General features: G+C 66.4%; 26 protein-coding genes. 16 read left to right on the top strand and 10 right to left on the bottom strand.

Annotated features, from left to right (window positions below; genetic code table 11):
• The first annotated feature begins 7 nt into the window (after positions 1-7).
• Positions 8-979 carry an ABC transporter permease gene (locus QYM46_RS17265; RefSeq protein ID WP_432791759.1) on the top strand — a complete coding sequence of 324 codons (972 nt, stop codon included), beginning with the start codon at positions 8-10 and terminating at the stop codon, positions 977-979.
• Positions 976-2,709 carry a dipeptide ABC transporter ATP-binding protein gene (locus QYM46_RS17260; protein WP_432789949.1) on the top strand — a complete coding sequence of 578 codons (1,734 nt, stop codon included), beginning with the start codon at positions 976-978 and terminating at the stop codon, positions 2,707-2,709. Before QYM46_RS17265 ends, QYM46_RS17260 begins: the two co-directional genes overlap by 4 nt.
• Before the next feature lie 67 nt (positions 2,710-2,776).
• On the opposite strand, the gene QYM46_RS17255 is transcribed toward QYM46_RS17260, so the two are convergent.
• Positions 2,777-3,436, bottom strand: a complete 660-nt coding sequence (locus QYM46_RS17255; protein WP_025778909.1) for a TetR/AcrR family transcriptional regulator — start codon at positions 3,434-3,436, stop codon at positions 2,777-2,779.
• Between the two features lie 160 nt (positions 3,437-3,596).
• Here QYM46_RS17255 and QYM46_RS17250 point away from each other — a divergent pair, with 160 nt between their 5' ends.
• The 3 genes from QYM46_RS17250 (at position 3,597) to QYM46_RS17240 (ending at position 5,366) form a co-directional block, all read left to right on the top strand.
• Complete coding sequence (locus QYM46_RS17250) at positions 3,597-3,803, top strand: hypothetical protein (protein ID WP_432789948.1); 207 nt, start codon at positions 3,597-3,599, stop codon at positions 3,801-3,803.
• A gap of 8 nt (positions 3,804-3,811) precedes the next feature.
• On the top strand, positions 3,812-4,390 hold the full coding sequence (locus QYM46_RS17245; protein ID WP_432789947.1) for an NADPH-dependent FMN reductase: 579 nt from the start codon (positions 3,812-3,814) through the stop codon (positions 4,388-4,390).
• A 214-nt stretch (positions 4,391-4,604) separates the two neighbouring features.
• Complete coding sequence (locus tag QYM46_RS17240; protein ID WP_169253432.1) at positions 4,605-5,366, top strand: 3-hydroxyacyl-CoA dehydrogenase; 762 nt, start codon at positions 4,605-4,607, stop codon at positions 5,364-5,366.
• Positions 5,367-5,380: 14 nt separating this feature from the next.
• Here the strand turns inward: QYM46_RS17240 and QYM46_RS17235 are convergent, their stop codons facing one another.
• Together QYM46_RS17235 and QYM46_RS17230 are read right to left on the bottom strand one after the other, a co-directional pair.
• On the bottom strand, positions 5,381-6,013 hold the full coding sequence (locus tag QYM46_RS17235; protein ID WP_432789946.1) for a response regulator: 633 nt from the start codon (positions 6,011-6,013) through the stop codon (positions 5,381-5,383).
• A complete protein-coding gene (locus QYM46_RS17230; protein WP_432789945.1) occupies positions 6,010-7,419 on the bottom strand; it encodes a sensor histidine kinase in 1,410 nt (469 codons plus the stop codon). The genes QYM46_RS17235 and QYM46_RS17230 overlap by 4 nt, the downstream gene beginning before the upstream one ends.
• Before the next feature lie 181 nt (positions 7,420-7,600).
• On the opposite strand from QYM46_RS17230, the gene QYM46_RS17225 reads away from it, so the two are divergent.
• From QYM46_RS17225 to QYM46_RS17215, 3 genes are all read left to right on the top strand, one after another.
• A complete protein-coding gene (locus tag QYM46_RS17225) occupies positions 7,601-8,497 on the top strand; it encodes a lysostaphin resistance A-like protein (protein ID WP_432789944.1) in 897 nt (298 codons plus the stop codon).
• A gap of 113 nt (positions 8,498-8,610) precedes the next feature.
• Positions 8,611-8,820: a hypothetical protein gene (locus QYM46_RS17220; RefSeq protein ID WP_432789943.1), complete on the top strand. Its 210-nt coding sequence runs from the start codon at positions 8,611-8,613 to the stop codon at positions 8,818-8,820.
• Between the two features lie 18 nt (positions 8,821-8,838).
• The gene (locus QYM46_RS17215; protein ID WP_432789942.1) at positions 8,839-9,015 is read left to right on the top strand and encodes a hypothetical protein; all 177 of its coding nucleotides are present in this window, start codon (positions 8,839-8,841) and stop codon (positions 9,013-9,015) included.
• On the opposite strand, the gene QYM46_RS17210 is transcribed toward QYM46_RS17215, so the two are convergent.
• From QYM46_RS17210 to QYM46_RS17200, 3 genes are all read right to left on the bottom strand, one after another.
• Complete coding sequence (locus tag QYM46_RS17210) at positions 8,957-9,709, bottom strand: hypothetical protein (RefSeq protein WP_432789941.1); 753 nt, start codon at positions 9,707-9,709, stop codon at positions 8,957-8,959. The genes QYM46_RS17215 and QYM46_RS17210 overlap by 59 nt on opposite strands.
• A 176-nt stretch (positions 9,710-9,885) precedes the next feature.
• Entirely contained in the window at positions 9,886-11,934 is a 2,049-nt protein-coding gene (locus tag QYM46_RS17205) for a sensor histidine kinase (RefSeq protein WP_432789940.1), read from the bottom strand.
• Positions 11,931-12,842, bottom strand: a complete 912-nt coding sequence (locus QYM46_RS17200) for a hypothetical protein (protein WP_432789939.1) — start codon at positions 12,840-12,842, stop codon at positions 11,931-11,933. Before QYM46_RS17200 ends, QYM46_RS17205 begins: the two co-directional genes overlap by 4 nt.
• Before the next feature lie 276 nt (positions 12,843-13,118).
• On the opposite strand from QYM46_RS17200, the gene QYM46_RS17195 reads away from it, so the two are divergent.
• Positions 13,119-13,742, top strand: coding sequence for a response regulator (locus QYM46_RS17195; protein ID WP_432791758.1), 624 nt, complete (start codon positions 13,119-13,121; stop codon positions 13,740-13,742).
• A 49-nt stretch (positions 13,743-13,791) separates the two neighbouring features.
• Here QYM46_RS17195 and QYM46_RS17190 read toward each other — a convergent pair whose 3' ends face one another.
• The gene (locus tag QYM46_RS17190; protein ID WP_432789938.1) at positions 13,792-14,823 is read right to left on the bottom strand and encodes an NAD(P)H-dependent flavin oxidoreductase; all 1,032 of its coding nucleotides are present in this window, start codon (positions 14,821-14,823) and stop codon (positions 13,792-13,794) included.
• Between the two features lie 270 nt (positions 14,824-15,093).
• Here QYM46_RS17190 and QYM46_RS17185 point away from each other — a divergent pair, with 270 nt between their 5' ends.
• On the top strand, positions 15,094-16,662 hold the full coding sequence (locus QYM46_RS17185; protein WP_432789937.1) for an acyltransferase family protein: 1,569 nt from the start codon (positions 15,094-15,096) through the stop codon (positions 16,660-16,662).
• Here the strand turns inward: QYM46_RS17185 and QYM46_RS17180 are convergent.
• Together QYM46_RS17180 and QYM46_RS17175 are read right to left on the bottom strand one after the other, a co-directional pair.
• Positions 16,631-17,122, bottom strand: a complete 492-nt coding sequence (locus tag QYM46_RS17180; protein WP_432789936.1) for an SRPBCC domain-containing protein — start codon at positions 17,120-17,122, stop codon at positions 16,631-16,633. The genes QYM46_RS17185 and QYM46_RS17180 overlap by 32 nt on opposite strands.
• Entirely contained in the window at positions 17,119-17,490 is a 372-nt protein-coding gene (locus QYM46_RS17175; RefSeq protein WP_432789935.1) for an ArsR/SmtB family transcription factor, read from the bottom strand. Before QYM46_RS17175 ends, QYM46_RS17180 begins: the two co-directional genes overlap by 4 nt.
• Positions 17,491-17,688: 198 nt before the next feature.
• Between QYM46_RS17175 and QYM46_RS17170 the strand changes: the two genes are divergently transcribed.
• From QYM46_RS17170 to QYM46_RS17145, 6 genes are all read left to right on the top strand, one after another.
• Positions 17,689-18,975, top strand: coding sequence for a trans-sulfuration enzyme family protein (locus QYM46_RS17170; protein WP_432789934.1), 1,287 nt, complete (start codon positions 17,689-17,691; stop codon positions 18,973-18,975).
• A gap of 216 nt (positions 18,976-19,191) precedes the next feature.
• Positions 19,192-20,979: a histidine kinase gene (locus tag QYM46_RS17165; protein ID WP_432789933.1), complete on the top strand. Its 1,788-nt coding sequence runs from the start codon at positions 19,192-19,194 to the stop codon at positions 20,977-20,979.
• Positions 20,967-21,611 carry a response regulator transcription factor gene (locus tag QYM46_RS17160; RefSeq protein ID WP_101555324.1) on the top strand — a complete coding sequence of 215 codons (645 nt, stop codon included), beginning with the start codon at positions 20,967-20,969 and terminating at the stop codon, positions 21,609-21,611. Before QYM46_RS17165 ends, QYM46_RS17160 begins: the two co-directional genes overlap by 13 nt.
• 1 nt (position 21,612) lies before the next feature.
• Positions 21,613-22,548, top strand: coding sequence for a hypothetical protein (locus QYM46_RS17155; protein ID WP_432789932.1), 936 nt, complete (start codon positions 21,613-21,615; stop codon positions 22,546-22,548).
• Positions 22,549-22,616: 68 nt separating this feature from the next.
• Positions 22,617-23,366, top strand: coding sequence for an SDR family oxidoreductase (locus QYM46_RS17150; protein WP_432789931.1), 750 nt, complete (start codon positions 22,617-22,619; stop codon positions 23,364-23,366).
• A 51-nt stretch (positions 23,367-23,417) separates the two neighbouring features.
• Positions 23,418-23,957 carry a DUF421 domain-containing protein gene (locus QYM46_RS17145; protein WP_169253408.1) on the top strand — a complete coding sequence of 180 codons (540 nt, stop codon included), beginning with the start codon at positions 23,418-23,420 and terminating at the stop codon, positions 23,955-23,957.
• A gap of 3 nt (positions 23,958-23,960) precedes the next feature.
• Here the strand turns inward: QYM46_RS17145 and QYM46_RS17140 are convergent, their stop codons facing one another.
• The gene (locus QYM46_RS17140; protein WP_432789930.1) at positions 23,961-24,917 is read right to left on the bottom strand and encodes an amidohydrolase family protein; all 957 of its coding nucleotides are present in this window, start codon (positions 24,915-24,917) and stop codon (positions 23,961-23,963) included.
• Positions 24,918-24,919 lie beyond the last annotated feature (2 nt).

The following is a 24,919-nucleotide window of genomic DNA, read 5'->3' as shown; positions in this document are numbered from 1 at the left end:
ACCGGTAATGGCGTTCGACGACAGAGCCAAGAAATCCTGGTTGTCCCGCCTGCCGATCGTCTCCCATCTGCGCCAGTCCGTCGGCCTGCAGCGCGGAATGCTCATCACCGGACTCATCCTCAGCGGAATCGTCATCATCTGCGCGATCTTCGCTCCTCTCATCGCCCCCTACGGCTTCAACCAGCTGGGCACCTCCGAAGGCAACTTCGGATCGAAGCTGCCTCCCGGCGGCACCCATATCTGGGGCACCACGGTCGGCGGCTACGACGTCTTCTCCCGCGTCGTCTGGGGCGCGCAGACCGCGGTCGCCGTCATCGTCGTGGCCGTGGTCATGTCCCTGTTCGCCGGTGTCATCCTCGGGCTCATCTCCGGCTACATCGGAGGCTGGCTCGACCGCATCCTCGTCGTCATCGCCGATGCCGTCTACGCATTCCCGACCCTGCTGCTGGCACTGGTCATGTCGATCGCCATCTCCGGCGGACAATCGAGTGCCTGGGGCGGAATCGCGGCGGCCGCGTTCTCGATCACGGTCGTCTTCATTCCGCAGTACTTCCGCGTGGTGAGGGCCGAGACCCTGCGCCTGAAGGCTGAGCCCTTCGTCGAATCGGCGATCGTCCTCGGTGCCTCGAAGACGCGCATCATCTCCAAGCACATCTTCCGCAACGCAACACGGACCCTGCCGCTGATCTTCACGCTCAACGCCTCCGAGGCGATTCTCACTCTCGCCGGGCTCGGGTTCCTGGGCTTCGGAATCGAACCCACCTCGGCGTCGGAATGGGGATACGACCTCAACAAGGCACTGCCGGACGTCACCTCCGGCGTGTGGTGGACGGCGGTGTTCCCGGGTCTGGCCATCGTGCTCACCGTGCTGGGAATCACCCTGGTCGGTGAGTCGATGAACGACCTCAACGACCCGCGTCTGCGCGTACGGCGCAAAGCCAAGGTCAAGAACACCAAGCCCGCGGAGGTCACAGCATGAGCAAGCAGAAACACGAGCAGACCGCCTCGGCGACGGGCAGCATCCTCGACGTCGACGGCCTCGACGTCACCTTCTCCACCGACGGCGGGGACGTCCACGCCGTCAAGGACGTATCACTGTCCGTCTCACCAGGTGAGGTGCTGGCGATCGTGGGCGAATCGGGGTCCGGCAAGACCGTGACCGCCCGGTCCATCCTCGGCCTGCTGCCCGAGACGGCGCAGCGCTCGGGCGCCGTCGTCATCTCCGGTGCGAACGTGCTCAGCGTCTCCGCCGAAGAGCTGCGAGCCATGCGCGGCCGCGATGTGGCGATGGTCTTCCAGGAGCCGTCGACCGCGCTCAATCCCGTCTACACGGTCGGCTGGCAGATCGCCGAAGGCCTGCGCGCGCATGATCGGAAGGCGAGTAAAGCCGACCTCAAGGCGCGCGTCGTCAAGGCCATGCGACAGGTCGGGATCCCCGATGCCGAAAGCCGTTTCGACTACTACCCGCACCAGTTCTCCGGCGGGCAGAAGCAGCGCATCGTCATCGCGATGGCCTTGGCCCTGGGGGCGAAGCTCATCGTCGCCGACGAACCGACCACCGCCCTCGACGTCACCGTGCAGGCGGAGATCCTCGACCTGCTGCGCGAACTGCGCGACGAGACGGGCACAGCCATCGTGCTCATCACCCACAATATGGGCGTCGTCGCCGACCTCGCCGATCGAGTGGCCGTGATGCTGCGCGGCGACCTCGTCGAGGTCTCGTCGGTCGAACAGCTCTTCAGCGATCCGCAGGAGCAGTACACACGCGAACTGCTCGCCGCTGTGCCGCGGATCGGGTCGACCGTGGCCGGCAGTCGCAAGGCGGCCGCCGCCGAGGCGGGTGAGACCTCGGCGGGGACCGCCTCGGCGAAGGAGAGGGACGCGCGCGAATCGATCGTGACCGCCCGCGGTCTCGACATCGTCTACCCGGGCGGCATCGGCAAGTCGGACTTCCACGCGGTGAAGAAGGTCAGCTTCGACATCAAGGCCGGCGAGGTCTACGGACTCGTCGGTGAATCGGGGTCGGGCAAGACGACGATCGGACGTGCGATCGCGGGCCTGACCAGGGCCAGCGGCGGCAGTCTCGAAGTGCTCGGGCACGAGATGGTCGGGTTCAAGGAGCGTGAGTTCTCGAAGATCCGGCGACGGATCGGGTTCGTGTTCCAGGACCCGGCGGCGTCGTTCAACCCGCATCTGTCGATCGGGGAGTGCATCGCCGAACCGTTCGCGATCCACCGGCGGGAGATGAGTGCGAACGACCGGTCGCAGCGAGTGCTCGAACTCCTCGATTCCGTGCAGCTGCCGAAGGCGTATGCGGCGCGGTATCCGCATGAGCTCTCCGGTGGTCAGCGGCAGAGGGCGTCGCTGGCGCGCGGTCTGGCGCTCGATCCGGAGCTGCTCATCGCCGATGAGCCGACCTCCGCGCTCGACGTGTCCGTGCAGGCGAAGGTGCTCGAGCTCTTCGTCGAGCTGCAGAACCGCTTCGACTTCGCGGCACTGTTCATCAGCCACGACCTCGCCGTCGTCGATATGCTCTCCGACCGCATCGGGGTGCTCTTCCACGGCGAGCTGGTCGAAGAAGGCACGGGTGAGCAGGTGCTCGGATCACCGGACAACGACTACACGAAGCGCCTCATCGCCTCGCTCCCTGTCCCGGACCCGGTCGAGCAGGCGGAACGCCGCGAGCTGGCAAGAACCCTCCGCCCGTAATTACTACCTGACGGCGGCCCAGCAACCTCGCGCCAGGTTGCTGCGCCGCCGTCAGGTAGTAAGGGGGTCAGTTGGTGTCGGCGATGAAATCGAGCATTCCGGCCTGGTTGACCGGCAGGGCCAGCAGGCGGTCGAGTTCGGCCTCGTCGGGGTCGATTCCGAGGATGCGCATCGAGTACTGAGTGAAGTCGCGCTCGATCATGTCGGGAGTCAGGTCGCCGGTCGGCCGGTACCACAGCGAGAGCGAGTTGCAGATCGAGTGGATGGCGCGAGTGGCCAGAGCCGCACTGCTGACACGGAACGTTCCTGCGTCGATGCCTGACTGGACGATATCGCCCATGATCTCGCGAGCCTCTCGCTGGAGACCCTTGACGCGGATGGCGTTGTCGCCGGTGAGCCGTTCGGTATCGCGCAGCAGCACGGTGGAGACCGAGACGTTCTCCATTCGGTAGCGGGCGAGGTAGCGCACCGCCACGGCCAGCTGGTCGACAGGATCGTCATCGACGTCGTTGATGACCGCCCGGCAGTGTTCGACGTACCAGGTATACGCTGTGTGGACGAGTTCGTAGAGCGCTTCCTGTTTGGACGGGAAGTAGTAGTAGAGCGCAGAGAGGCTCAGACCTGCTGTCTGCGCGATGTCGCGGATGGACGCGCCGTCGAATCCTTTGTCCGCGAAGGTGTCCCTGGCCGAGCGGAGAATATTGTTACGGCCGTTGGTTGAGCGCACGATGACCGGACTCCTTGCCTAGTTTTCCGTCGAAGCCGACTTTTTAACGAACAGTCTTTCACTTGCCCAACGACCTTACACGACAGCCACCCCGTTCGGGCCCGATTTCACGGGGAATTACGGTATCACCGTTCCCGGAACCCGATCCGACCTGAGCTCGGTGTCCGATCCGACCAGTGACCAGCATCCGACCCGACCGTTGTCGGGAATGGTGACCATAGTCACTTTCGATCCGGGAATGATTGAGCGTTCAACAATGTTGGTGACGGTGGAGCTGCACGCGATCCGGTTCGCCGAGGTCGCAGGCTCCACCCGTGAACTCGACCGCCACGGCCGCCCGGCCGGTGGACACCGCTCAACGATTTGAGGACGCATATGCTCAACATTGCCATCATTCCCGGAACTTCCCGCCCGCAGGCGCTCAACCCGCAGATCGTGACCTGGGTCGAGCAGCAGCTGGCTTCCAATGATGACGTCCGCGCCGAGGTCGTCGACTTCGGCAGCTTCGACCTGCCTCTCCTCGACGAGGTGATCCCCGCCGGTGCGAAGATGTACGCCAACGACCACACGAAGGCTTGGGGCGCGAAGCTCGAAGAGTTCGACGCCTTTATCTTCGTCACCCCCGAGTACAACCACTCGATCTCCGGCTCGCTGAAGAACGCCCTCGACTTCGTTGCCACCGAGTTCAACCACAAGGTCGCCGGCATCGTGAACTACGGCGCCGACAAGGGAGTGCGCGCCGCTGAGCACCTGCGCCACATCCTCGCGAACTACAAGCTCGCCGTCGTCCGCGACCAGGGGTCGTTCTCGATCTTCACCGACGTCGCCGACGGCACGTTCGCCCCGACCGAGGTCTCGGCCGCCCCGTTCGCCTCCATGGTCGACGACATCGTCGCCTGGGGTGAGGCCCTGAAGTCCGTGCGCGAAGCCGGCGCCGAGGAGCAGGCCGCCTGAGTCGGCCCGCACAGCTGAGACAGGCCCGCCGGTCACCCGACCGGCGGGCTTTGTCGTCCCCGCGTCGACCGACACCGTCCCCGCAGCGACCGTCGCCGTCGTCAAAGTAAGCCCTCACCGAGGCGGCCCCACCCGACCGTGCACAGTGACCGTCCCCACACTTGCGTTAGAGTCGCAGTGATCAATCGTTCACTCTGCGATGCAAAGGACACTCATGGATCTCACGAACACCGTCGCCCTCGTCACCGGCGGAGCCTCCGGTCTCGGCCGTGCCACCACCGAACGCCTCCTGGCCGCCGGGGCCCAGGTCGTCATGGTCGACCTCAACGCCGAGGTGGGACAGCAGGTCGCCGCCGAACTCGGCGATTCCGCCCACTTCGTCACCGCCGATGTGACGAACGAGGAACAGGTTCAGGCCGCCGTCGACACCGCCACCGGGCTCGGCGCCCTGCGTGTCGTCGTCAACTGCGCGGGCGTCGCGACTCCCGGAAAGCTCGTCTCCCGCAAGGGCCCGCTGCCGCTCGAGGCATTCCAGAAGGTGCTGAACATCAACATCGTCGGCACCGTCAACGTCTGCCGCCTCGCCGCCGCAGCCATGCAGAACCAGGAAGCGCAAGGCGAAGAGCGCGGAGTCATCATCAACACCGCATCGGTGGCGGCCTTCGACGGCCAGATCGGCCAGATCGCCTACTCGGCGTCCAAGGGAGCCGTGGCCGCGGTGACCCTGCCGATGGCCCGCGAGCTCGCCGCCTCCCTCATCCGCGTCGTCACCATCGCCCCCGGCATCTTCGAGACCCCGATGATGGCCGGTCTGCCCGCCGAGGCGCAGGAATCCCTCGGCAAGTCCGTGCCGCACCCGGCCCGCCTGGGCAAGCCCGCCGAGTACGCCCAGCTCGTCGAATCGATCGTCGCCAACCCGATGCTCAACGGGGAGACGATCCGCCTCGACGGTGCCATCCGCATGGCCCCGAAATGATCGACTAGGGAGGCTCAGCGGCGGGCGTTGACGAGCAGCGCCAGCTGCACCCGCGAGGTCACCTCGAGCTTGTCGAAGATGCGCGCCAAGTGGGTCTTCACCGTCGCCGTCGAGACGAACAGCGACCGCGCCACCTGTGCGTTCGTCATGCCCTGAGCGACCGCCTCGGCGATCTCCCGTTCCCTGGTCGACAGATTTGCCAGCGGATCCTGATCCGGCGCCGAGGCGGCCGGACGGGACGACATCAACGTGGCCAGAGCGGTCGCCGACAGGGTGCGGGTGCCGTCGGCAGCTGCGCGAACGGCGTTGATGAGCTCTTCCGGTGGGGTGTCCTTGAGGATGTAACCGGCAGCCCCGGACTGCAGGGCGCGGTGGATGAAATCGTCGGTGCCGAAGGCCGTGAGCATGAGCACCTGCGGGTGTTCGGGCTCGGACAGCAGTGTCTGTGCGGCCTCGAGTCCGTCAAGCCGGGGCATCCGGATGTCCATGAGCACGAGATCGGGACTCAGTCGACGGGCGAGGTCGATGGCTTCGACACCGTCGACCGCCTCGGCGATGACGTCGATATCGGTCGCGGCGCCGAGGAGGAGCCTGAGGCCCGAGCGCATGAGCGATTCGTCGTCGGCGATGAGAACCCGAATGCTCATGGCTGCGTCTCCTGCTCGTCGGGGGAATCGGTCGATTCGGTCATACCCAGAGCGTCGCCGTCGGTGACGATGTCGGCATCGACAGGGATGCGGGCGCGGAGGGTGAACTCCGGAGTGGTCGTCACGGTGAGATCGCCGCCCATGGCCTCCATTCTCTCCCGCAGGCCGAGCAGTCCCAACCCGGATCCGGAGACGAGCTGCTGCGCTCCCGCGCGGAAGGCCGGGGCCAGACCTGTGTGCGGATTGCTCGCGACGAGCACGAGGTGACCGTCGGCCTCATCGAAGCCGACCTTGATCGTCACCGTCTGGCCTGGTGCGTGCTTCACCGCGTTCGTGATCGCCTCCTGGACGAAGCGGTAGATCGTCGTCTGCTCGAGCGCCCCACACCGGTGGAGGGCCTCGGCGGTCACCGGTTCGAGGTAGCGCAGTTCGGCGGTGTCGCCCCTGGTCGCGACGAGGCGGTCGATGTCGGGGTCGATGACCGTGCCCTGGTCATCACTGCGCAGCATCGTGAGCACCTCACGCAATTCGACTCCGGAGCGACGGGCAGCATCGGCGATGAGGCGGGCGCTTTCGCGGACCTCGTCGGGGTCGAGGTCCTGCCGCACGGACAGGGCACCGGAGTACATCGCGATGACGGAGAGATGGTGGGACAGGGAATCGTGCATATCGCGGGCGATGCCGCGTCGCACCTCGGCGATGGCGCGGTCCTGCCGGGAGCGTTCGCGCAGCAGGGTCTGCGCTGCGGAGTCGATGAAGCCCTGCTCGCGGGCACCGCGGATGACGCCGACGATGACGATGACGGCGTACATCGTGCCGCCGAAGACGAACACTGGAAGATCGAAGGCTCCCGCTGCCTGCGGAGTGAGCACATAGGTCGCTGAGAAGGCTGCCAGTGTGGCGGCGAGTGCGACGAAGTCGAGAGCCCAGCTGCGCCGGGCCGACAGTGAGATGAGCATAATCGAAGCGGCGAAGGCGCCGAGGATGCTGACCGTGCCCAGGAGGATGCCGATGATCCCGACGGTGACGGGAATCCAGCCTCCCGGACGTCGTTGAAGGGATTCGACGGATCCGTCGGCTGCGAGGAACTCATCACCGCCGTGCCCGGTGACGGTGAGGAACTCGCGCAGCTTCTCCGAGGCAAGGACCTTCGGACGTAGCTGTTGGCGCGGAATCCGGCGTCCGTCGAAGAGGAGCACGATGGGCAGACAGACGAAGGAAACGAGCCCGAATACGATGTGGACGAAGATCTCGGCACTGAGCGCGTCCGTCTCAGCCGCGGTGGAATCAGGATCCGGCCATTGCTGCCCGATGACGATGAAGAGGATGAGCACGCCGACGATCGCGGAGATGCCGGTCCAGAGGAGGGCATGCGCGAGCGGGCGGCGGGCGGGGCGAGGTGTCACCCTTCGAGCCTACCGGTGAGACGGCGGATGGTCTGTCGCCCAAAAGGATGAAATCGGTGCGGACTCGCAGTCGCAGGCATCGGGCCGACGGCCATCTGACGTGCGCATTCACCCGATCGAATGACAGGAATCATGCCCTTGACCGATGGTGGGCGGCCGCCGGTTTCGAAAGGGTGGAGACATGAGAAATCAACCCCACACCCCGCACTATCATCGTCAGTTCGCCGCGCTGCCGGACAACAGGTGGTTCAAACCGATCCTCGTGGCGCTCCTGACCCTCGTGTTCTACCTCATCGCCATCGTCGTCCTGTTCGTCGGCTTCTTCGTCTGGGCACTGTTCGCCCTCGGCGCCGACGGTGACTTCAACGCATGGTCGGACCAGCTCATCGACATGAACACGACCACCGGCGTCCTCTTCGGACTCATCAGCGTCATCCTCATGTGGCCGGCCACCGAGCTGGCGACCCTATGCATCTACCGGCGCTCGTTCTCCTCGATGATCTCGCTTCGCGGCGGCATGCGATGGGGGCGGCTCGGCCGGTATCTGCTGGTCGGCGCTGCCGTATGGGTGGTCTGCGCGATCGTCATGGTCGCTTTCTCCGACGGAGCGATGGGCAGCCTGACCTCGGGAATCGTGTGGAACAGCCAAGGGCTCGCCATGCTCGTCGCCATCATCCTCCTTGTTCCGTTCCAGGCGACGGCGGAGGAGGTCGTCTTCCGCGGCTTGGCCATGAATATCATCGGCTCGTGGTTGCGTCATCCCGCATGGGCCGTGCTCATCCCCGTGCCGTTCTTCGTCGTCGGCCACGTCTACGACCTGCCGGGACTCATCGACGTCGGGATCTTCGCCGTCATCGTCGGCACCCTGACCATCATCACCGGCGGCCTCGAAGCCGGAATCGCGTTCCACATCGTCAACAACGTCTTCGCGTTCGGTCTGGGTGTGCTCGCCGGAGCCGACCTCAATGCGACGAGCGCCCCCACGGTCGAGGTCGTCGTGTCGATCGCGGCTCCGATCGTCTTCGGCATCATCGTCGTCCTCGATCATCGCCGCCGAAGAGGATCGTCCTTTCGCTGAGGCGGCCCTTCGAGCCGTGAAATGCTCCGTCCCAGCGGGGACGGCCCAGAGAACGAGGAAACCGCGGTGGACAGCGACGTGAATGCGGACACCGAAACGAAAGCGAACCTGTCATGAGCTACTACAGCGAGCTCGCCCAGAACCTGCGCAAGCGCGGGTGTGAAGAAGACCAGGTCCTCACCGTCCTCCACGAGGTCAAAGACGCGGCGGAGGCGGCAGGGACGACACCCGAGGCCGCGTTCGGCACCCCTGAAGAGAAGGCCTCAAAGCACAGTGGGAAGCGCGCACGGTCCACGGGCCAAGCGACGCTCAACGTGTTCTGATTCGCTGGAGTGTGCTGTGTGGTCGTCTACGCCATCTGGCCGGGACTGTTCGACTTCACGAACCCCGTGCTGTCGAACTTCGCCGGCATGATCGCGCTCCTCGTCCTGCTCGTCATCGGCGCTTTCGTCGCAGGTTTCATCGACTCTCGTCTGCCGAAGGGGTTCGAGGCTCCGCGGTCAGAAGCCGATCGATGAGCTCGTCTGCCGTGATGCCCTCGGCCCGCGCGGCGGCGTCGATGCGATCGAGCGTCGTCGGAGACAGATCCTGCGGCGGTTGCGCCGATCCGGCCGGCGTCTCCCCGGGGTCGTCGGCGCCTGCAGGCTTTGCCCCAGCCTTGAGCAGAAGCGAAGTCAGTGGCACGATGACGACACCGAGCGCGGCGAGAATCCACACGATCCCGTTGACGCGGGTCAGCCACTCGAGTCCCCACGCCGATTCCACCCAGATCGTGACGAGCACGAGGCATGTGCCGAGGGCAAGCAGGCCGAGCGTGATCGGCAACCCGATCCGCACCAACCAAGTCCGGGACGTCAAGAGCAGTATGAGCGAGAAAATCGAGGCGACACCGGTGACGAGGGCGAATGAGGACAGCACCTGGTAGAAGATGTCGCCAAGAGTCATGCCGGTGGAGCCGGGGGCATGGCCGCCCCACGAATATGGATCGCCCCACAGGAACACGACGCTCAGCAGCAGGGTGACGAATGCCAGCAGAATCGTGACGCTGCCAAACCATTGGACTCGTCGACCAATGAGCGTCGCTCCACAGAAGGCGGCGACGCTGCAGATGCCGGTCACTGCCGTCGTCCCGATGACCTGGAACGTCGCTTCGGACTCGACGTCGCCGAGGAGGACGCTGATTCCGCCGGCCGCCGCTATGCCAAACGCCACGACGATGATGATGGCAATCGTACGCCGGAGATCCCGGACGAACTGCGACTGCTTTTGCGGAGCCGGAGAGGCTGAGCGATCGGATGGGGATAGTTGTGTCAAGGTGGCCTGCCCTTTCGAGGGGGATTCTGAGAAACAGGATGCCTTGACCAATTATGTCATCAATCCGTTCGCGCTCACTCCACCGGCAGCGACGCTCTGACCTCGAAACCTCGGTGTTGAGTCGGCCCCACCTGCAGGCTCCCGCCCAGGGCTTCGACACGTTCGCGCATTCCCTTGATGCCGAAGCCTCCGCCGAGGTGGCTGTGCCCACCCGCATCCGACCCGCCGTCGGGTTCCCCATTGAGCACGGAGATCTCGAGCCGGGAGCCGATGGCCGTGACGGTGACCGCCATGGGGGCGCCGGCGGCATGCCGCAGCGCATTCGACAGACTCTCCTGAACCACGCGGAACGCCGTGAGGCTCGTCGTCGGCGGCAGCGACATAGGCTCGGTGGGGAAGTCGAGATCGACGACTGCACCGGAGCCGCGCGTGACATCGACGAGAGCGGGAATGTCGTCGATGGTCGGCTGCGGTGCCAAGTCGGCATCCCGGCCACCGCGCAGGATCGCCAGCAGTCCGCGCATCTCCGTCAGTGCCTGCCTGGCCGATGAGGCCATCGAGTCGAATTCGCCGAGGCTGCGCTCATCGAGTCCGGGCAGTCGGTACTTCGCGGTGGTTGCCTGCACGCTGATGACCGACATGCTGTGCGCGACGACATCGTGGAGTTCCTGAGCGATCCGGTTGCGCTCTTCGAGCTCCTGTCGCTTCGCCAGCTCTGCGGCACTGAGTTCGCGTTCGGATTCGAGCTGTCTGCGACCTCTGATGAGCAGGTTGCCGATGATGCCGATGATCCCGGCACCGGCGGCGACGGCTGCGGTGGTGATGACGTTCGACAGGGCCCCGGGCAGTTCGCCGGCATGCGGCAGGACCAGGGCGAGCACACCGATGAGCGCACTGCCCGACCACAGTGCGACGAGGTGGATCCAGCGGTGACGCAGACCGATGATGAGGTGGAGGAAAACGAGAGCCAGCAGCGAGGTGACCGCGAACGGTCGGTTTGCTCCCGAAACGTCCGAAGTGAGCAGAATGCCTGCCAGCTGAGCGACGAGGCCGAGGCCGATCGCCGGGATCGGCCAGCGCACGGCCAGCAGGAGCGCGGCACTGAGGCTGAAGGCAAGAATCATCGCGAAGACCGTCGGGACACCGTAGAGGACGGTGGTCACCGGCCAGGCGACCGCGACGAGCACGATCCCGACGAATGCTGCGATGAGCCAGAACCACCCCTGACCCTCGGCGAGGGTCGACAGTGCTGATGACTGCGCCGGACGAGTCGGCTGCTCCGGGTGGGTTGACTGAGCGAAGACGGACAGGTGTGAGCCCGGGGCCTCGGCCGGCCGCGCCGGCTGTATCGCGGAAGCTGCACCATCGGTCGACAGGGCAGCGCGGATCGAAACGATCTCGAGCAGCGCCAGAGCGTGGAGGACAAAGGGGAACGTCAGCAGCAGGACGATGCCCGTGACGAATTGGAACGTCGCCTCGGCGGAGAACCCGAGGTCAGTCACCGGAGAGTTCGTCACCCACGCGACCACCCAGTCGACAGTGTCCCCTTCGTCTTCGGGGAGAAACCTGCCCCAGACGAAGAACGTGGCCCCGCCCAGACCGCCTGCGAACCAGGCAACGGCGACGGAGAACGTGAACAGCCGAATCGGCAGGGCGAACACGGCCTCGAAGAGCAGATCCAACCAGGCACGGGCATCGGACAGCGGAGCCAACCACCAGCGGAGTCCGCGTCCACGAGGACGGGGAGCCGCCTCGGTGATGGGCGCGCCCCACGCACGGGCACGGGCCCGGGAGAGGTTGCCGAATGCGCGGGCGACGGTGAGCGTCAGCGGCAGGAGGAGCACGCCGACCCAGACGATGACCGTGGCGATCGAGACCGAGAACAGGACGACGAGGACGGGTGCGGCGATGACGGAGATGACCAGGCTCGGGGCGACGAGGCCGGCATCACGGCCGAGATTGCGCCACAGCCTGGCCCACCACGAACGCGGTGCGGTCGCGGCCGAAGAGTCGGTGGCCGCCTGGGTGTTCGGGCCGATCTGCGGAGGCTCTGCTGGGCGGGGCACGTCTCCAGCGTACGTGTCGGCGGGTGCGGGGGAAGTGAGATCGGGGGAATGGTTCACAGCGTGATTCCTTCCTGTGCTGTGTGCGGGGCAGTCGGGGCGGTGGCGACCGCAGTGTCAGTGCGGGCAGCGGTGCGGGATTCGAGGACCTTCGGGTGGAAGCGCGAGAGCATCCACACCCCGCCGACGCCGACGACTGCGGAGGCGAGCAGACCGAGGGTGGCAGTCGGCGTCAGACCCGTATATTCGCCGAAGAATGCGGCACCGATGATGACGGCGACGATCGGGTCGATGACGGTGAGGCCGGCCAGCACCGTCTCGGCGGGGCCGCAGGCGTACGCGGTCTGGACGAGCCAGAAGCCCGCCGCCGAGGCGAGTCCGACCGCGGCCAGCAGCGCCCACCAGCGCAGACCGAACATATCGAGTCCGGGCAGTCCCGACATGACGACCGACCGGGCGAGGACGTGCGTGGCCGCGGCGACCGTGCCGAAGACGATCCCGGTCATGACGACCCGGGGGATGTGGCCGGCGGAGCTGAACGAGAACAGCCCCGCGAAGAGGGTGAGGGCGATGAGCACGGCGAGCAGCCAGGTCACCGACTGTGCGTTCACGGAGATGTCGTGGGCGAACCTCGCCGAGGTGGCCACGAAGGAGACTATCCCGACGAGCGTGACCGCGATGCTGATGAGCAGCGGAGCACCGAGGCGGAGCCCGAAGTACCGCCGGCCGATGAGGACGGCGACGACGAGAGAGACCGCACCGATGGGCTGGACGATGGCGACCGGGCCGAGGCCGAGGGCTGCGACGTTGAGCATCGTGACCAGCCCCATGAGTCCGAGCCCGGTTGCCCAGGTGGCGCGGCGGCGCAGGCCCGGAGCCATGGTGGCCACGGCATGCTGCTGGAAGTGGGTGCCCACGGCCAGGCAGAACGCTGCTGCGGTGGCGAGGATGACGGCGGAGATGATCATGACCGTCACGCTAAGGAGGCGGTCGGTTCGAGCACATCATACGAGCGGGTGAACCTCTGTCCCCCGAGGTGATACTTGCGGGTGAATATCGCGGATCAGGGGACATCGGCGGCATGTTCCCGGGGTTCTTCGGGGTTACCGACCGTGAACGTCGGGTAGCGTGGAGCCATGCCGGAAGCAGAAGGAACGGGTGGCGGGAATGGGGGAGCCGCCTCGGCGAGTGTGCCGCCTCCGTCGGAGACGACGATCAGGGTCGCCATCGTCGACGATCAGGCGATGGTGCGGCAGGGGTTCGGGGCGCTGCTCGACGCGCAGTCGGACATGCAGGTCGTCGGCAGCGCCGATGACGGATCCGCCGTCGTCGACCTCGTCCGCCGCACCAGTCCCGATGTCATCCTCATGGACATCCGGATGCCGACGCTCAACGGGCTCGACGCCACCCGAGCGATCTTCAGCATGCCCGGGAACCACCCACGGGTCATCATGCTCACCACGTTCGACGCCGACGAATACGTGTTCTCGGCACTGCGGGCCGGGGCCAGCGGATTCCTCCTCAAGGACGCCACCGCCGAAGACATGATCACCGCGGTGCGGGTCGTCGCCGGCGGGGAATCGCTGCTCGCGCCGTCGGTGACCCGCCGGCTCATCGCCGAATACGTCGCCGGTCCCGCCGTCGCGAAGGACACCGCGGTGCTCGGTCAGCTCACCGACCGGGAGATCGACGTGATGACCCTGGTGGCGAAAGGGCACGCCAACGCCGAGGTGGCCGAACAGCTCTACCTCGCCGAACAGACCGTGAAGACCCACGTCTCGAGGATCCTGTCGAAGCTGGGACTGCGCGACCGCACCCAGATCGTCGTCGCCGCGTACGAGTCCGGGCTGGTCGTCGCCGGAAGCTGAGGGGCGCGGTCAGTGACGGTTGCGCGGGCGTTGCCCGCCCGCCTTCCGACTACTCGCGGGCGAAGCCGGCGCCGAGGTCCTTGACGATGGTCTCCGCCGATCCGTCCTGGGCGCTGCGGTAGCCGGTTCCGGCCCACAGGTGCAGACCGTGCGGGTCATCGGCCTTCTTCGCCGCGGCCCGGAACTCCTTGGTCAGATGGTGCACCGCAGGGTAGGCGTCGACGGCGATCGAGTCGAATGTCCGCACGAAGTCATTGACCAGCGCACGCGCTGGCCGTCCCGTGAATGCCCTGGTCAGCTGGGTCTCTGTGAACTCGTCGGCGGCGAGCGCGGCCCGATGCGTCGGAGCCGTTCCCGCCTCGTCCGAGCGCAGCAGCAGGGTGCCCACGACGACGGCGCTCGCCCCCGCGCCGAGGAGGTCGCCGACCATGGCCTCGCCGTCGACTCCGCCTCCCGCCGCCACGGGCAGGTCCACCTCGGCGAGGATGTCACGGACGAGATCGACTGTCGCGCGATCTTCGATCTCGCGCGTCGGATCGGCCGTGCCCGAATGCCCGCCGGCCCGCGGGCCTTGGACGATGAGACCGTCGACGCCGACTTCGGCGGCCGCTCGAGCCTCGGGAACCGAGGTCACGGTGGCGACGACCTGAGTGCCGACGGCGTGGAGGCGGTCGACCGCCTCGGCGGTGGGCAGATTGAACGTGAACGAGACCAGGGGAACGGGGTGCTCGGTGAGCCAATCGAGCTTGTCGTCGAAGTGGTCATCATCCTCGACCGGTTCGGGATCGAGCGTGACCCCGCGGGCGGCTGCGGCCGGTTCGAGCGCACTGACGAAGTCGGCGAAGGCCTCGCGATCAACGGGAACGGGATTCGGGGCGAAGAGGTTGACGCCGAAGTTCGAGGTCGTCTCCCGCATTCGCGTGATAAGCGGAGCGAGGGCCTCGACGGTGAGGTAGCCGCCGGCGACGAAGGGGAATCCGCCGGCCCGGGCGACGGCTTCGGTGAGTTCGGGTGTTGTCGTCCCACCGGCCATGGGGGCGCCGATGATGGGCAGCGGGGTCTTCGCGAAGGCGATCGTCACGGTTCTCTCCTTGTATCGGCCGGCACCTGACTCGGTGTCTGATTCCGAGCGAGGCGGCCGCGTGGTCGGGCGTGCTCATCGCCATTCTCACACGATCAGGCGAGGTGAGTATGAGGTGGTCGGTCGACGGTATCCCTCGGAAGTATCGGTCGGCGGGGGAGAGGTGGGCTCTCCGGCGTGATGTGGAAAGGCCGACGCGGTTCCTAACTTCGGTGTCATCGCCCCCGATCGCATGTGATCGGCACTGAACGACCCGGAAAGGGAACCACCATGACACTGGCACTCAACGACCCGCTGCCGTCCGATGATCGCCAAGAGAATACGCGGCTCGCTGCCAGGCCCACCCCGAACGCAACGCCCGCGTCGCCGCGCAGCCAGACCGAGTCCGACCAGTCCCCGGCCAAACCCGACCGCGACCGGGCCATCGACCTTCTGCGCTTCGGCTGCCTCGTCGTCGTGGTCATCCTCCATTCGATGATGAGCGCGGCCGTACTCGGACCCGACGGCACCGTGGAGCCGGCGGTCGCGCTGTCGACGACCGCCGGATTCGCCGCCGCATCCTGGTTCTTCCAGATCATGCCGCTGTTCTTCATCATCGGCGGGTACGCCGGCATCACCGGCTGGCGCCGCACTCGCGCAGCCGGCGGCTCGTGGACCGACTATCTGCGTGCCCGCCTGCGCCGGCTCGTCGTGCCTGTGACTGTGCTCATCGGCCTCGCCGGCCTCGGGCTGTCAGCGGCCGGTGAACTCGGCGTCCCGTCCGACCTCATGACCGAAGCGAGCCGTCGGATCGGCCAACCGCTGTGGTTCCTCGCCGTCTACGTCGGCCTCACCGCTTTCGTGCCGGTTGCCGTGCATTTCCACGAAACCGCGCCGAGGCGGTCCCTGGCAATCCTCGCCGGTGCCGTCATCGTCGTCGACGGTCTGGTCGCAGTCACGGGTGTGACCGGGCTCGGCTGCCTGAACTTCCTGCTTGTGTGGCCGCTGATCCAACAGCTCGGGTTCTTCTTCGCCGATGCTCTCGACCGTCCCGTGCGCATGCCTGTCACCTGCTTCGTCCTGGTGGCCGCGTTGCTGACCCTGGTCGGGCTCGTCGCCGCCGGTGTGTACAGCCCCAATATGCTCGTCAACCTCAATCCGCCGACCGGTGCCCTCGTCCTGCTCGGAGTGGTGCAGATGTGTGTGCTGCGCCTCGTCCACTCTCGGCTGGGCCGAATGCTCAACGCCGCGGACGCGAACATGCACGGCTCCACCACCGAGGCGGCTCTCGAGCCGCGAGCACTCCTTGCGCAGATCTGGGGCCGGGCCATCGCCTGGGGCAATCGGTACGGAATGTATGTCTATCTCTGGCATATGAGCATCGTCATCGTCCTCATCGGCGGGCTGGGTGCGCTCGCTCAGGCGGTGTCCTTCGTGCCCGGAGCGTCCGGGCTCGTCCTCCCGGAGATCGGATCGTCATGGTGGTGGGCCACGCGTCTGCCCTGGCTGATTGTCGTGATGGCGCTGTCCGGTCTGGTGGCCACGGCTGTCGAACGGATGCCGTTTCCGTCGGAACAGCGGCTTGCCTCGGTCGGGCGAACGATCGTCGAGCTCGCCCGTGAGATGCGTGGGCGCGAAGCGGCAACTTCCGGTGCAGGAACCGGCGACGATGCTCCGACTCTCGGCCGTCCGCGGCTGCGGGCCGCCATCGCAGTCGGTACAGCCGCAACCGGCATCGCCATGGCGCTGCTCATCGGCATCGCCCCGTTGATCTGGACGGTCGCGGCGGCCGGCCTGCTGATCGGTTCGCTCATCCTGTCGGCCGGGCTCACTCCACCGAGGCGGCCAACTGGTCGGTGACGGTGCCCCACCCGTCGAAGAAGCCGAGCTCCTCATGCCGGACCCGCTGCTCCGGGCTGCCGTGCCGCACGACGGCTCGGTAGTCGGTGCCGTCGGGGTGGTCGCCGAGGATGATCTCCGTGGTCATCGCAACCGGATCGGGCAGGGCCGGATGCCAGGAGCTGCTGACCGCATTCGTGAACACGAGGCGGCTGCCCTCTTCGATGACGAGGAACACCGCATCGACATGCGGGTGCCACTCGGTGGCGTCCTCGCTCATCCGGGTGACGAAGGCACCGCCCGGAGTGAGCTCGAGAGAATCCACGCGCAGACTCAGCGGCGCCGGGATCCACCACTTGGCCAACTGATCCGGCGTGGTCCAGGCATCCCAGATCGCCTGCTTCGGGGCGCGGATAGTCCGTTGGATGCTGAGGTCGAGGTCTGGATTCTGATTCCGGGTGCGAGAGAGATGGGTGGTCATGATTCCTCCTTGGCAGTGGGGCCGTCGGAGTCGACGGAACCCGTGGTGACGAACTGCTCGAGCCGATCGGTGCTCTCCTCCCAGATCCTCCGCTGCTCCTCCAGCCAACCAGAGAGCAGATGGAACCGATCCTGGTTGAGCGCACAGGTGCGAACTCGGCCGGACTTCTTAGTCCGGATGAGGCCGCACGATTCGAGGCTGCGCACATGTTTCATGAACGACGGCAGCGAGATCGACAACGGCTCAGCAAGCTCTCCGACGCTGGCAGGTCCCCGCCCGAGACGCGCGATCACGCTGCGGCGAGTGGGATCCGCCAGCGCCGCAAACATCGCGTCGAGCTCGTCGGACTGAAGTTGATACTTAGCCATATGGATAAGTATTACACCCCGAGGAATCGGCTGGGAAGAGGGGGAAGGGGAGAATCGCGTCGAAATATGACATTCATCGGCGACATATGACATGACGTGACCAACCGAGACGGCGCGTTCGCGCGAGCACATCTGCGCCACTCACACTGAATCACACCGCAGATGCAGCGGTGCCCATCAGTGAAGGAAGGATCCGCCGTGAGTTCACCCCGTTTCGAACCCACCACACCTGCCGGAATCTCGACCCGATCGGTGCACTCGGGAGCCATGCCCGAGGCGCACACCGGTTCGGTCGTGGCCCCGATCTTCCAGACCTCCACCTTCATGATGGACACTCCGGGCGAGACCCGCGCGGGCTTCGACTACGCGCGCACGGGCACGCCGAACCGCAGCGACCTCGAACAGGCTCTGTGCGAATTGGAAGGCGCGTCGTTCGCCGCGGCCGTCAACTCGGGAACCTCGGCCGAGGTGGCCGTGTTCTCCTCTCTGCTGCGTCCCGGCGACGAGGTCATCCTGCCCCGCGACGTCTACGGCGGGACCTTCCGTCTCCTGCAGAACGAATACGTGCGTTGGGGCGTGGTCATCCGCACCGTCGATCTCACCGACACTGCGGCGCTCGCCGCCGCCATCAACGACAACACCGCGATCATCTGGGTCGAGACCCCGAGCAATCCCGGGCTCGACATCATCGACATCGCCGAGGCGGCCCGCCTCGCCCACCGAGCGAACGCGCTCCTGGCCGTGGACTCGACCTTCGCGACCCCGGTGCTGCAGCGTCCGTTGGATCTCGGCGCCGATATCGTCGTCCACTCGACGACGAAGTTCATCAACGGACACTCCGATGTCATCTGCGGGGCGGTGCTGGCCGGTGACGGGACGAGCTGTCCCCGCGCCGCCGAGGTGGTCGACCGTCTCGAAAGCCACCTCGCGTCCGTCGGGCTGGGCATCTCCCCGTTCGACGCGTGGCTGACCCGGCGCGGAATCAAGACCCTGCCGGTGCGGATGAAAGCGCACTGTGCCAACGCACAAGCGGTGGCCGAATGGCTCGAGACCCGCGACGAAGTGGCCGACGTGATCTATCCGGGCCTGCCCTCTCACCCCGGGCATGAGGTGGCGAAGCGGCAGATGAGCGGGTTCGGGGGAGTGGTGTCCCTGCGCACCGACACCGAGGAGCGTGCGCTGTCCCTGGTGGCGAACACGAAGCTCATCACTCTGGCCGAGTCGCTCGGGGGAGTGGAGTCGCTCATCGACCATCCGGCGACGATGACGCACCTGTCCGTGGCCGGCAGCGAGGTCAGCGTCTCGGGCAGGTTCATCCGCCTGTCCGTGGGCATCGAGGACATCGACGACATCCTCGCCGACCTCGCTCAGGCCCTCGACGCCACGTCCGGTGATGCGGGCACGAGTTCTGCCGACGGCGCCGCACATACCGCTCCTGCAGGACAGCATCACGTCTCGTCTCCAGCGGCTGTGGTCCCCGTATAGCCGACGGCATCACGTACCGGGAGCGGCACTTCCTCCCGGTGCTTCGGCATCCCTCACCCTTAGTGGGAAGCCACCTCGTTGCAGTGGGGTGATTCGCCGCGAAGGGTGAGGGATGTGCGGTTGGTGTCCGCGGTCACAGGGTGTCGGGAAAACCCGACGTGGGGTCGGAGGTCTTCGTGCTGTTCGCGGCCCTGCGGCTCCCGTAGCGTTATTGCTATGAGTGAGAAGACCCCCGAGAACCCGCAGGATCAGGAGCCGTTCGGCCCCGACCCGCAGGAGACTCGCACGCCTGAGCGCGAAGAGTCCATCAGCGCCGCAGACATCGTCAATGCACCGCCGACCACCGAGGTCGATGCAGAAGCGGTCGACGAACCGACCGCACGTGAAGCAGGAGAGTTCCGGACGAAACCGGTCGATCCCGCCGTGCCGTTCGCGACGGGCTCGACTCGCGTGATGGGAACCGGCGATCAGGCCCAGAGTCCTGGCCACCCGCTGAACTATCCCGCCCCACCCGGCTACGCCCCTCAACCCGGACCGGCCCCACACCCCGGCCAGCAGTTCTCCGGGCCGGCTCCCACCACATACCCCGGACAGCCCGCACCGAACGCCCGGCCCTTTCCGGCCGCACAGCCGATGCCACGCCCGCCTCGGCGAGTGAAGCCCAAGCGCGACCCCGTCGCCTATGCCCCGGTCACCGGCTCACTGCCGCTCAGCCGTGAAGACGTCACCGAGATCCCGGCCGACGGGCCGATCACCTGGCCCAAACGCCCCACCGGACTCATCGGTGTTGCCAACCTCGTGCTCTCCGCCGTCCTCGCCGTGATCTGGGCATGGATCCCACTCGGACTGCTGTTCACCGGAATCGGCGGAATCTTCGCCCTCGGCCTCGGCGTCCTCGCCCTCCTCGTCTGGGTCCTCGTCCAGCAAGGCGCGAACAACGCCGAACGCTACCGGGCCGAACTCATCTACTCCGATAAGATCCCCGTTCCGAAGATCGAAAGCAGCAATCGCGACCCCGGCTTCGGTCGGTTCCTCCACAACCGCTGGCTGCAGGTGAAATCCGGCGCCTTCTGGCGCTCGACCGCCCACCACTACATCAAGATGCTCCTCGGTGCGATCGTCGTCGCCGGCACCCTCGCAGGAATCTGCGGATCGATCTTCGGCATCTTCGCGGCCATCAACCCGCACGGAGTCAACACCTTCTTCATCGGCGAATCCATCGACGGGTCGGCCCGCATCGGTGTGGCCATCGGCTCCGTCATCGTCCTCGCCAGCTCCCTGGCCATCCTGTGGTTCGCCCCGCTGCTCGACCGCGCCCTCGACCGGGCCCTGCTGGCACCGGCCCGCACCGTGGCGCTGCAGGCCGAAGTCACCGAACTCGACCGGGCCCGCATGGCCGGCCTTGAGGCGGCCGCGGCGGAACGTCTGCGCATCGAACGCGACCTTCACGACGGAGCCCAGCCCCGCCTCGTCGCTCTGACCATGACCTTGGGGATGGCGAAGACGAAGATCGACTCCGATCCGGAGAAGGCGAAGGAACTCGTGGCCGAAGCCCACACCGAAGCCAAGGGCATCGTCAACGAACTCCGCCAGCTGGCCCGCGGAATCCACCCCGCCGTCCTCACCGACCGCGGACTCGACGCCGCCGTGTCCGCCCTGGCCGGACGGTCGACGATCCCCGTCGACGTCGATGTCCGTCTCGAAGGCCGGATCGGGCGCGAAGCCGAAGCCGTGTCCTACTTCGTCGTCGCCGAATGCCTGACGAACATCGCCAAACACTCCGGCGCCACCCGTGCCAGCGTCTTCATCGCCCCGATCGAGACCGGTGTGCAGATCGTCGTCACCGACAACGGCCACGGCGGTGCACGCGTCGACCGCACCGGCCGTCACACCGGGATCGCCGGTCTCATCGACCGGGTCGAAGCCGCACGTGGCACACTGAACCTGACCAGCCCCGCAGGTGGGCCGACGACTGTAGTTGTGGAGGTGCCATGCGCATCGTAATCGCTGAAGACTCTGCCGTCCTGCGGGCCGGACTCGAAAGGCTGCTCGCCGACGCCGGACACGAGGTCATCGCCGCCGTGCCCGACGCCAACGAACTCCTCGCCGTCGTTCACAACGATCCGCCGGACCTCGCCGTCATCGACGTGCGCATGCCGCCGACGTTCACCGATGAGGGCATCCGCGCCGCCGTCCTCATCCGCAAGCAGAACCCGGACGTCAAGGTCCTCGTGTTCAGCCAGTACGTGGAGGAGCAGTACGCGTCCGAACTCATCGCCGAGAACACCGGCGGCTTCGGCTACCTGCTCAAAGACCGTGTCGCCGACGTCGAAGACTTCCTCACCGCTGTCGATGAGGTCGCAGGCGGCGGCACCGTCCTCGACCCGGAGGTCGTGTCCCAGATCCTCGTGCGCACACGCAAGAAGGACGGACTGTCGACCCTGAGCCCCCGCGAACTCGAAGTCCTCCAGCTCATGGCCGAAGGCAAGTCCAATGCCGCGATCGCCCGCACCCTCTACCTCAGCGCCGGTGCCGTTGAGAAGCACATCTCCTCGGTGTTCACGAAGTTCGGCCTCACCGCCGACACCTCGGAGAACCGCCGCGTCCTCGCCGTCCTCACATTCCTCGGAGCTTAGAATGCCTGCCACAGTCCGCATCAGCGAATCCGCCCGCGTCGGTCTGCGCGCGGTCCTGATCATCCTCGCCGCCGTCGTCCTCCTCATCCCCGTCATCGTCAGCACCGCCCATAGTGCCTCCCGCCTCGACTACGGGCGGATCGAGTCGTCCGAATCGCTGCCGAAGGCGATGAAGGAACTCAAGATCGGCCTCGATTCCGGCGGTGCCGTCGAGATCAAGACCGCCGACGTCGCCGAGGCGATCGTGAAGATCACCGGCACCGGTCCCCGCGACAGCTCCGCGAACCTCGAGGTCGACAGTCGAGCCGATACCGCCGAGGTGGCGGTGAAGAACGGTGGGAAACTCGAGAACACCCGGCTGACCGTCACCATCCCGACCACAGAGGCGAAAGACCTCGCCCTGGACTTCGACGGCAACTACGGCCGGTTCGATGTCACCGGTGACTTCGCTGAGATCAACGCCGACACCGGCGGTGGGACCGCGAGTGTGACCGGTTCGGCACAGAAGGTGCGGACCACGAGCGATTGGGGTGCCACCTACCTGGACGGAGACTTCGGGACGGTGTCGGCCAAGACCGGAGTCGGTGCCATCGAAGGTGAGAACCTCACCGTCAGCGACCGCATCGACGTGGTCAGTTCGACGGGAACCGTCGACCTCGACTTCACCAATCAGGCGATGCCCGCCGGCGGAATCATCGCGAAGACGGAAGAAGGCTCGATCGAGCTGCGGGTGCCGAATCTCAAGCTCACCTCGGAAGAGCTGGATGAGGACTTCTTCTACCGGATCAACGCGAAGTCCAATGACGGCACCGTCGACCTCGCCTCCGATCTGAAGAAGTTCGATGTGGCGGATGACCCGAAGGAAGCCAAGGGCAAGACCCTCGTTCCGATCTCGGCCACAGCCGATACTGGTAGGGTCACGGTCAACCAGAACTGAGAAACGACCGGCGCACGGGCGGGCTCGACTACGGGCCCGCCCATGTGGCGTCTGAGGGGCCGACGATCATGCAGATCACCGTCTATGGAGCCACCGGTACCTTCGGCACGCAGCTGGTGGGCCGACTGCGCGAACGCGGACACACGGTCATCGCTGCTCATCGCGGGAGCGGGGTCGACACGGTGACCGGGCGGGGAGTCGCCGAGGCGGCCGAGGGCAGCGATGTCCTCGTCGACTGCGTCAATCAGCTGACGATGAGCGCCCGCAAAGCCATCGATTTCTTCTCCCACAGCTCCCGTTCGATCGCCGAGGCCGCTGCCGAGCAGCCCGGCACCACCGTGGCCGTCCTGTCGATCGCGTTCCGTCCCGAGGCCGCCGAGTCGCGGATGATGGGCTACTACCAGGGCAAAGCCACGCAGGAGCGCATCTTTCGTCGGCTCATCCCGGAGGAACAGCTGCTGATGTTCCGATCCGCCCAATGGTTCGAACTCGTCGACACGATGACGATCCAAGCCGGGCCGCTGCGTTTCGTGCCGAAGATGCGGGTGCAGGCCCTGGCCGTCACCGAGGCGGCCCGCATGATGGCCGAAGCCATCGACGCACGCGAGCGCGGCACCATCGAGGTCGCCGGTCCCGAGATCAGCGACTTCGCTGAGATCGCCCGCAGACTCGCCGCGGTGCGCGCCCGGAAGTCAGGGACGAGACGTGCGAAGGTCGTCGGCATTCCCCTGCCCGGGCCGATGGCCCGTGACGGACTCATCCCACCGTCACCGAGGATGTCCGATAAGACCGTCGACGAATGGCTGCGCTCGGTCTGAGATCCGGGGCGGGCCGCCTCGGTGGCGGTATCATCCGTTCCGGAGGTTCTCATGGATTGGATGGAATTCGGGCTCGACGGGGTCGACGCGGTCAGGGTCGTCGTCTCGTGCGTCGTCTTCTACGTCGGGATCATTCTGCTGCTGCGCATCTTCGGCCAGCGGACGCTGTCGAATCTCTCCAGCTTCGACCTGGCCCCGGTCATCGCCATCGGGGCGATCATCGGCCGGGCCATCCTCGGTGACACTCCGACCCTCGTCGCGGGCGTACTTGCGCTTGCCACCATGCTCGCCCTGCAGGCGCTGAGCGGGTACAGCCGCCGTTTCGGAATGCTCGCCAAAGTCGTCTACTCACCGGCAGTCGTGCTCATGGCCGGGTCCGAGATCCTCACCGACAACCTCGCGAGGACCCATGTCGATCACGACGAACTCGTCGCGAAGCTGCGCTCGGCCGGGATCCGCAATTTCGGCGAGGTCGCCTGCGTGATCCTCGAATCGACCGGTCAGATCAGCGTCATCCGCCGCGGTGCGCCCATCGACGAGGAGATGCTTGCCGACGCCATCGGAGCTCACCGTGTGCCCCGTGAGGGGTGAGATTCAGTCGGGCTCTTGTGATCGGTCGAGCCCGAGCATCTTCGCGCCGTTGGTCCACAGCACCGAACGCATCCAGTCGTCGCCGAGTCCCAGGGCGGCCAGACCTGCGATCTGGTCGACGTACGGGTAGGGGATGTTCGGGAAGTCCGAGCCGAGGATGACCTTGTCCTCAAGTCTGGCCAGGCGTTCGCGGTAGGCGGGGGTCACCTCGGCGGGGTCGGAGAAATACCCGGACGCGAACATCGTCGTGTCGAGACAGACATTGTCGAAACGTTCGGCGAGATCGGCGAACTCGTCGTACTCGGGCATGCCCATATGGGCGATGACGAAGGAGAGCTGCGGAAAGCGCTCGAGGACGTTGCCCACTGCGTGCGGACCGGTGTACGTGCCCGGCAGGGGAGCGGATCCAGCATGGATGACGATCGGCACCCGGGCCTCTTCGAGGGCTCTCCACGCGGGGTCGAGGACCGCGTCGTCGGGAGAGAACACACCGACCTGGACGTGGACTTTGAACAGCGTCGCTCCGGCCGCCAGCGCCTTCGGCACATAGTCGGCGCACTCGGGTTCGGCGTAGAGGGTGCCGCAGTGGATGACGTCGTCGTGGGCGGCGGCGAATTCGGCGTTCCAGTCGTTGAGCCACGCGGCCATGCCGGGCTTGTGCGGGTAGGTCAGCGCCGGGATCGCGCGGATGCCGAGCTCGCGGACGATGCTCAGCCGGGTGTCCGTGTCGAAACGGTAGGTGATCGGCCAGTCGCGGCCGTAGTTGTCGGCGGCATTGTCGAAGTACTGCCACACCTTGTCGAGCACGTTCTGCGGCAGGAAATGGACGTGGATGTCGGCGAGGCCGGGCAGGCCGAGGGCGCGGACGTAGTCGGGAACCTCGGCATCGGTGCGCGGGGGAGCGGTCATCGTGTCGGGCACCTCGAAGACGTGACCGGCCGTGGTCTCGGGGACGTTCATGG

The organism is Brevibacterium sp. K11IcPPYGO002 (assembly GCF_050920635.1).
Lineage (GTDB): Bacteria > Actinomycetota > Actinomycetes > Actinomycetales > Brevibacteriaceae > Brevibacterium.
The sequence above is the reverse complement of the archived record's forward strand: the minus strand, read 5'-3'. Positions and strand labels throughout refer to the sequence as shown.

Bases quoted from the DNA above. Each gene is read 5' to 3' on its own strand.
- QYM46_RS17265 (WP_432791759.1), top strand. From the start codon at position 8: ATGGCGTTCGACGACAGAGCCAAGAAATCCTGGTTGTCCCGCCTGCCG.
- QYM46_RS17260 (WP_432789949.1), top strand. From the start codon at position 976: ATGAGCAAGCAGAAACACGAGCAGACCGCCTCGGCGACGGGCAGCATC.
- QYM46_RS17245 (WP_432789947.1), top strand. From the start codon at position 3,812: ATGCTCAACATTGCCATCATTCCCGGAACTTCCCGCCCGCAGGCGCTC.
- QYM46_RS17240 (WP_169253432.1), top strand. From the start codon at position 4,605: ATGGATCTCACGAACACCGTCGCCCTCGTCACCGGCGGAGCCTCCGGT.
- QYM46_RS17235 (WP_432789946.1), bottom strand. From the start codon at position 6,013: ATGAGCATTCGGGTTCTCATCGCCGACGACGAATCGCTCATGCGCTCG.
- QYM46_RS17225 (WP_432789944.1), top strand. From the start codon at position 7,601: ATGAGAAATCAACCCCACACCCCGCACTATCATCGTCAGTTCGCCGCG.
- QYM46_RS17220 (WP_432789943.1), top strand. From the start codon at position 8,611: ATGAGCTACTACAGCGAGCTCGCCCAGAACCTGCGCAAGCGCGGGTGT.
- QYM46_RS17200 (WP_432789939.1), bottom strand. From the start codon at position 12,842: ATGATCATCTCCGCCGTCATCCTCGCCACCGCAGCAGCGTTCTGCCTG.
- QYM46_RS17195 (WP_432791758.1), top strand. From the start codon at position 13,119: ATGGTGCGGCAGGGGTTCGGGGCGCTGCTCGACGCGCAGTCGGACATG.
- QYM46_RS17185 (WP_432789937.1), top strand. From the start codon at position 15,094: ATGACACTGGCACTCAACGACCCGCTGCCGTCCGATGATCGCCAAGAG.
- QYM46_RS17180 (WP_432789936.1), bottom strand. From the start codon at position 17,122: ATGACCACCCATCTCTCTCGCACCCGGAATCAGAATCCAGACCTCGAC.
- QYM46_RS17175 (WP_432789935.1), bottom strand. From the start codon at position 17,490: ATGGCTAAGTATCAACTTCAGTCCGACGAGCTCGACGCGATGTTTGCG.
- QYM46_RS17165 (WP_432789933.1), top strand. From the start codon at position 19,192: ATGAGTGAGAAGACCCCCGAGAACCCGCAGGATCAGGAGCCGTTCGGC.
- QYM46_RS17160 (WP_101555324.1), top strand. From the start codon at position 20,967: ATGCGCATCGTAATCGCTGAAGACTCTGCCGTCCTGCGGGCCGGACTC.
- QYM46_RS17155 (WP_432789932.1), top strand. From the start codon at position 21,613: ATGCCTGCCACAGTCCGCATCAGCGAATCCGCCCGCGTCGGTCTGCGC.
- QYM46_RS17150 (WP_432789931.1), top strand. From the start codon at position 22,617: ATGCAGATCACCGTCTATGGAGCCACCGGTACCTTCGGCACGCAGCTG.
- QYM46_RS17145 (WP_169253408.1), top strand. From the start codon at position 23,418: ATGGATTGGATGGAATTCGGGCTCGACGGGGTCGACGCGGTCAGGGTC.
- QYM46_RS17140 (WP_432789930.1), bottom strand. From the start codon at position 24,917: ATGAACGTCCCCGAGACCACGGCCGGTCACGTCTTCGAGGTGCCCGAC.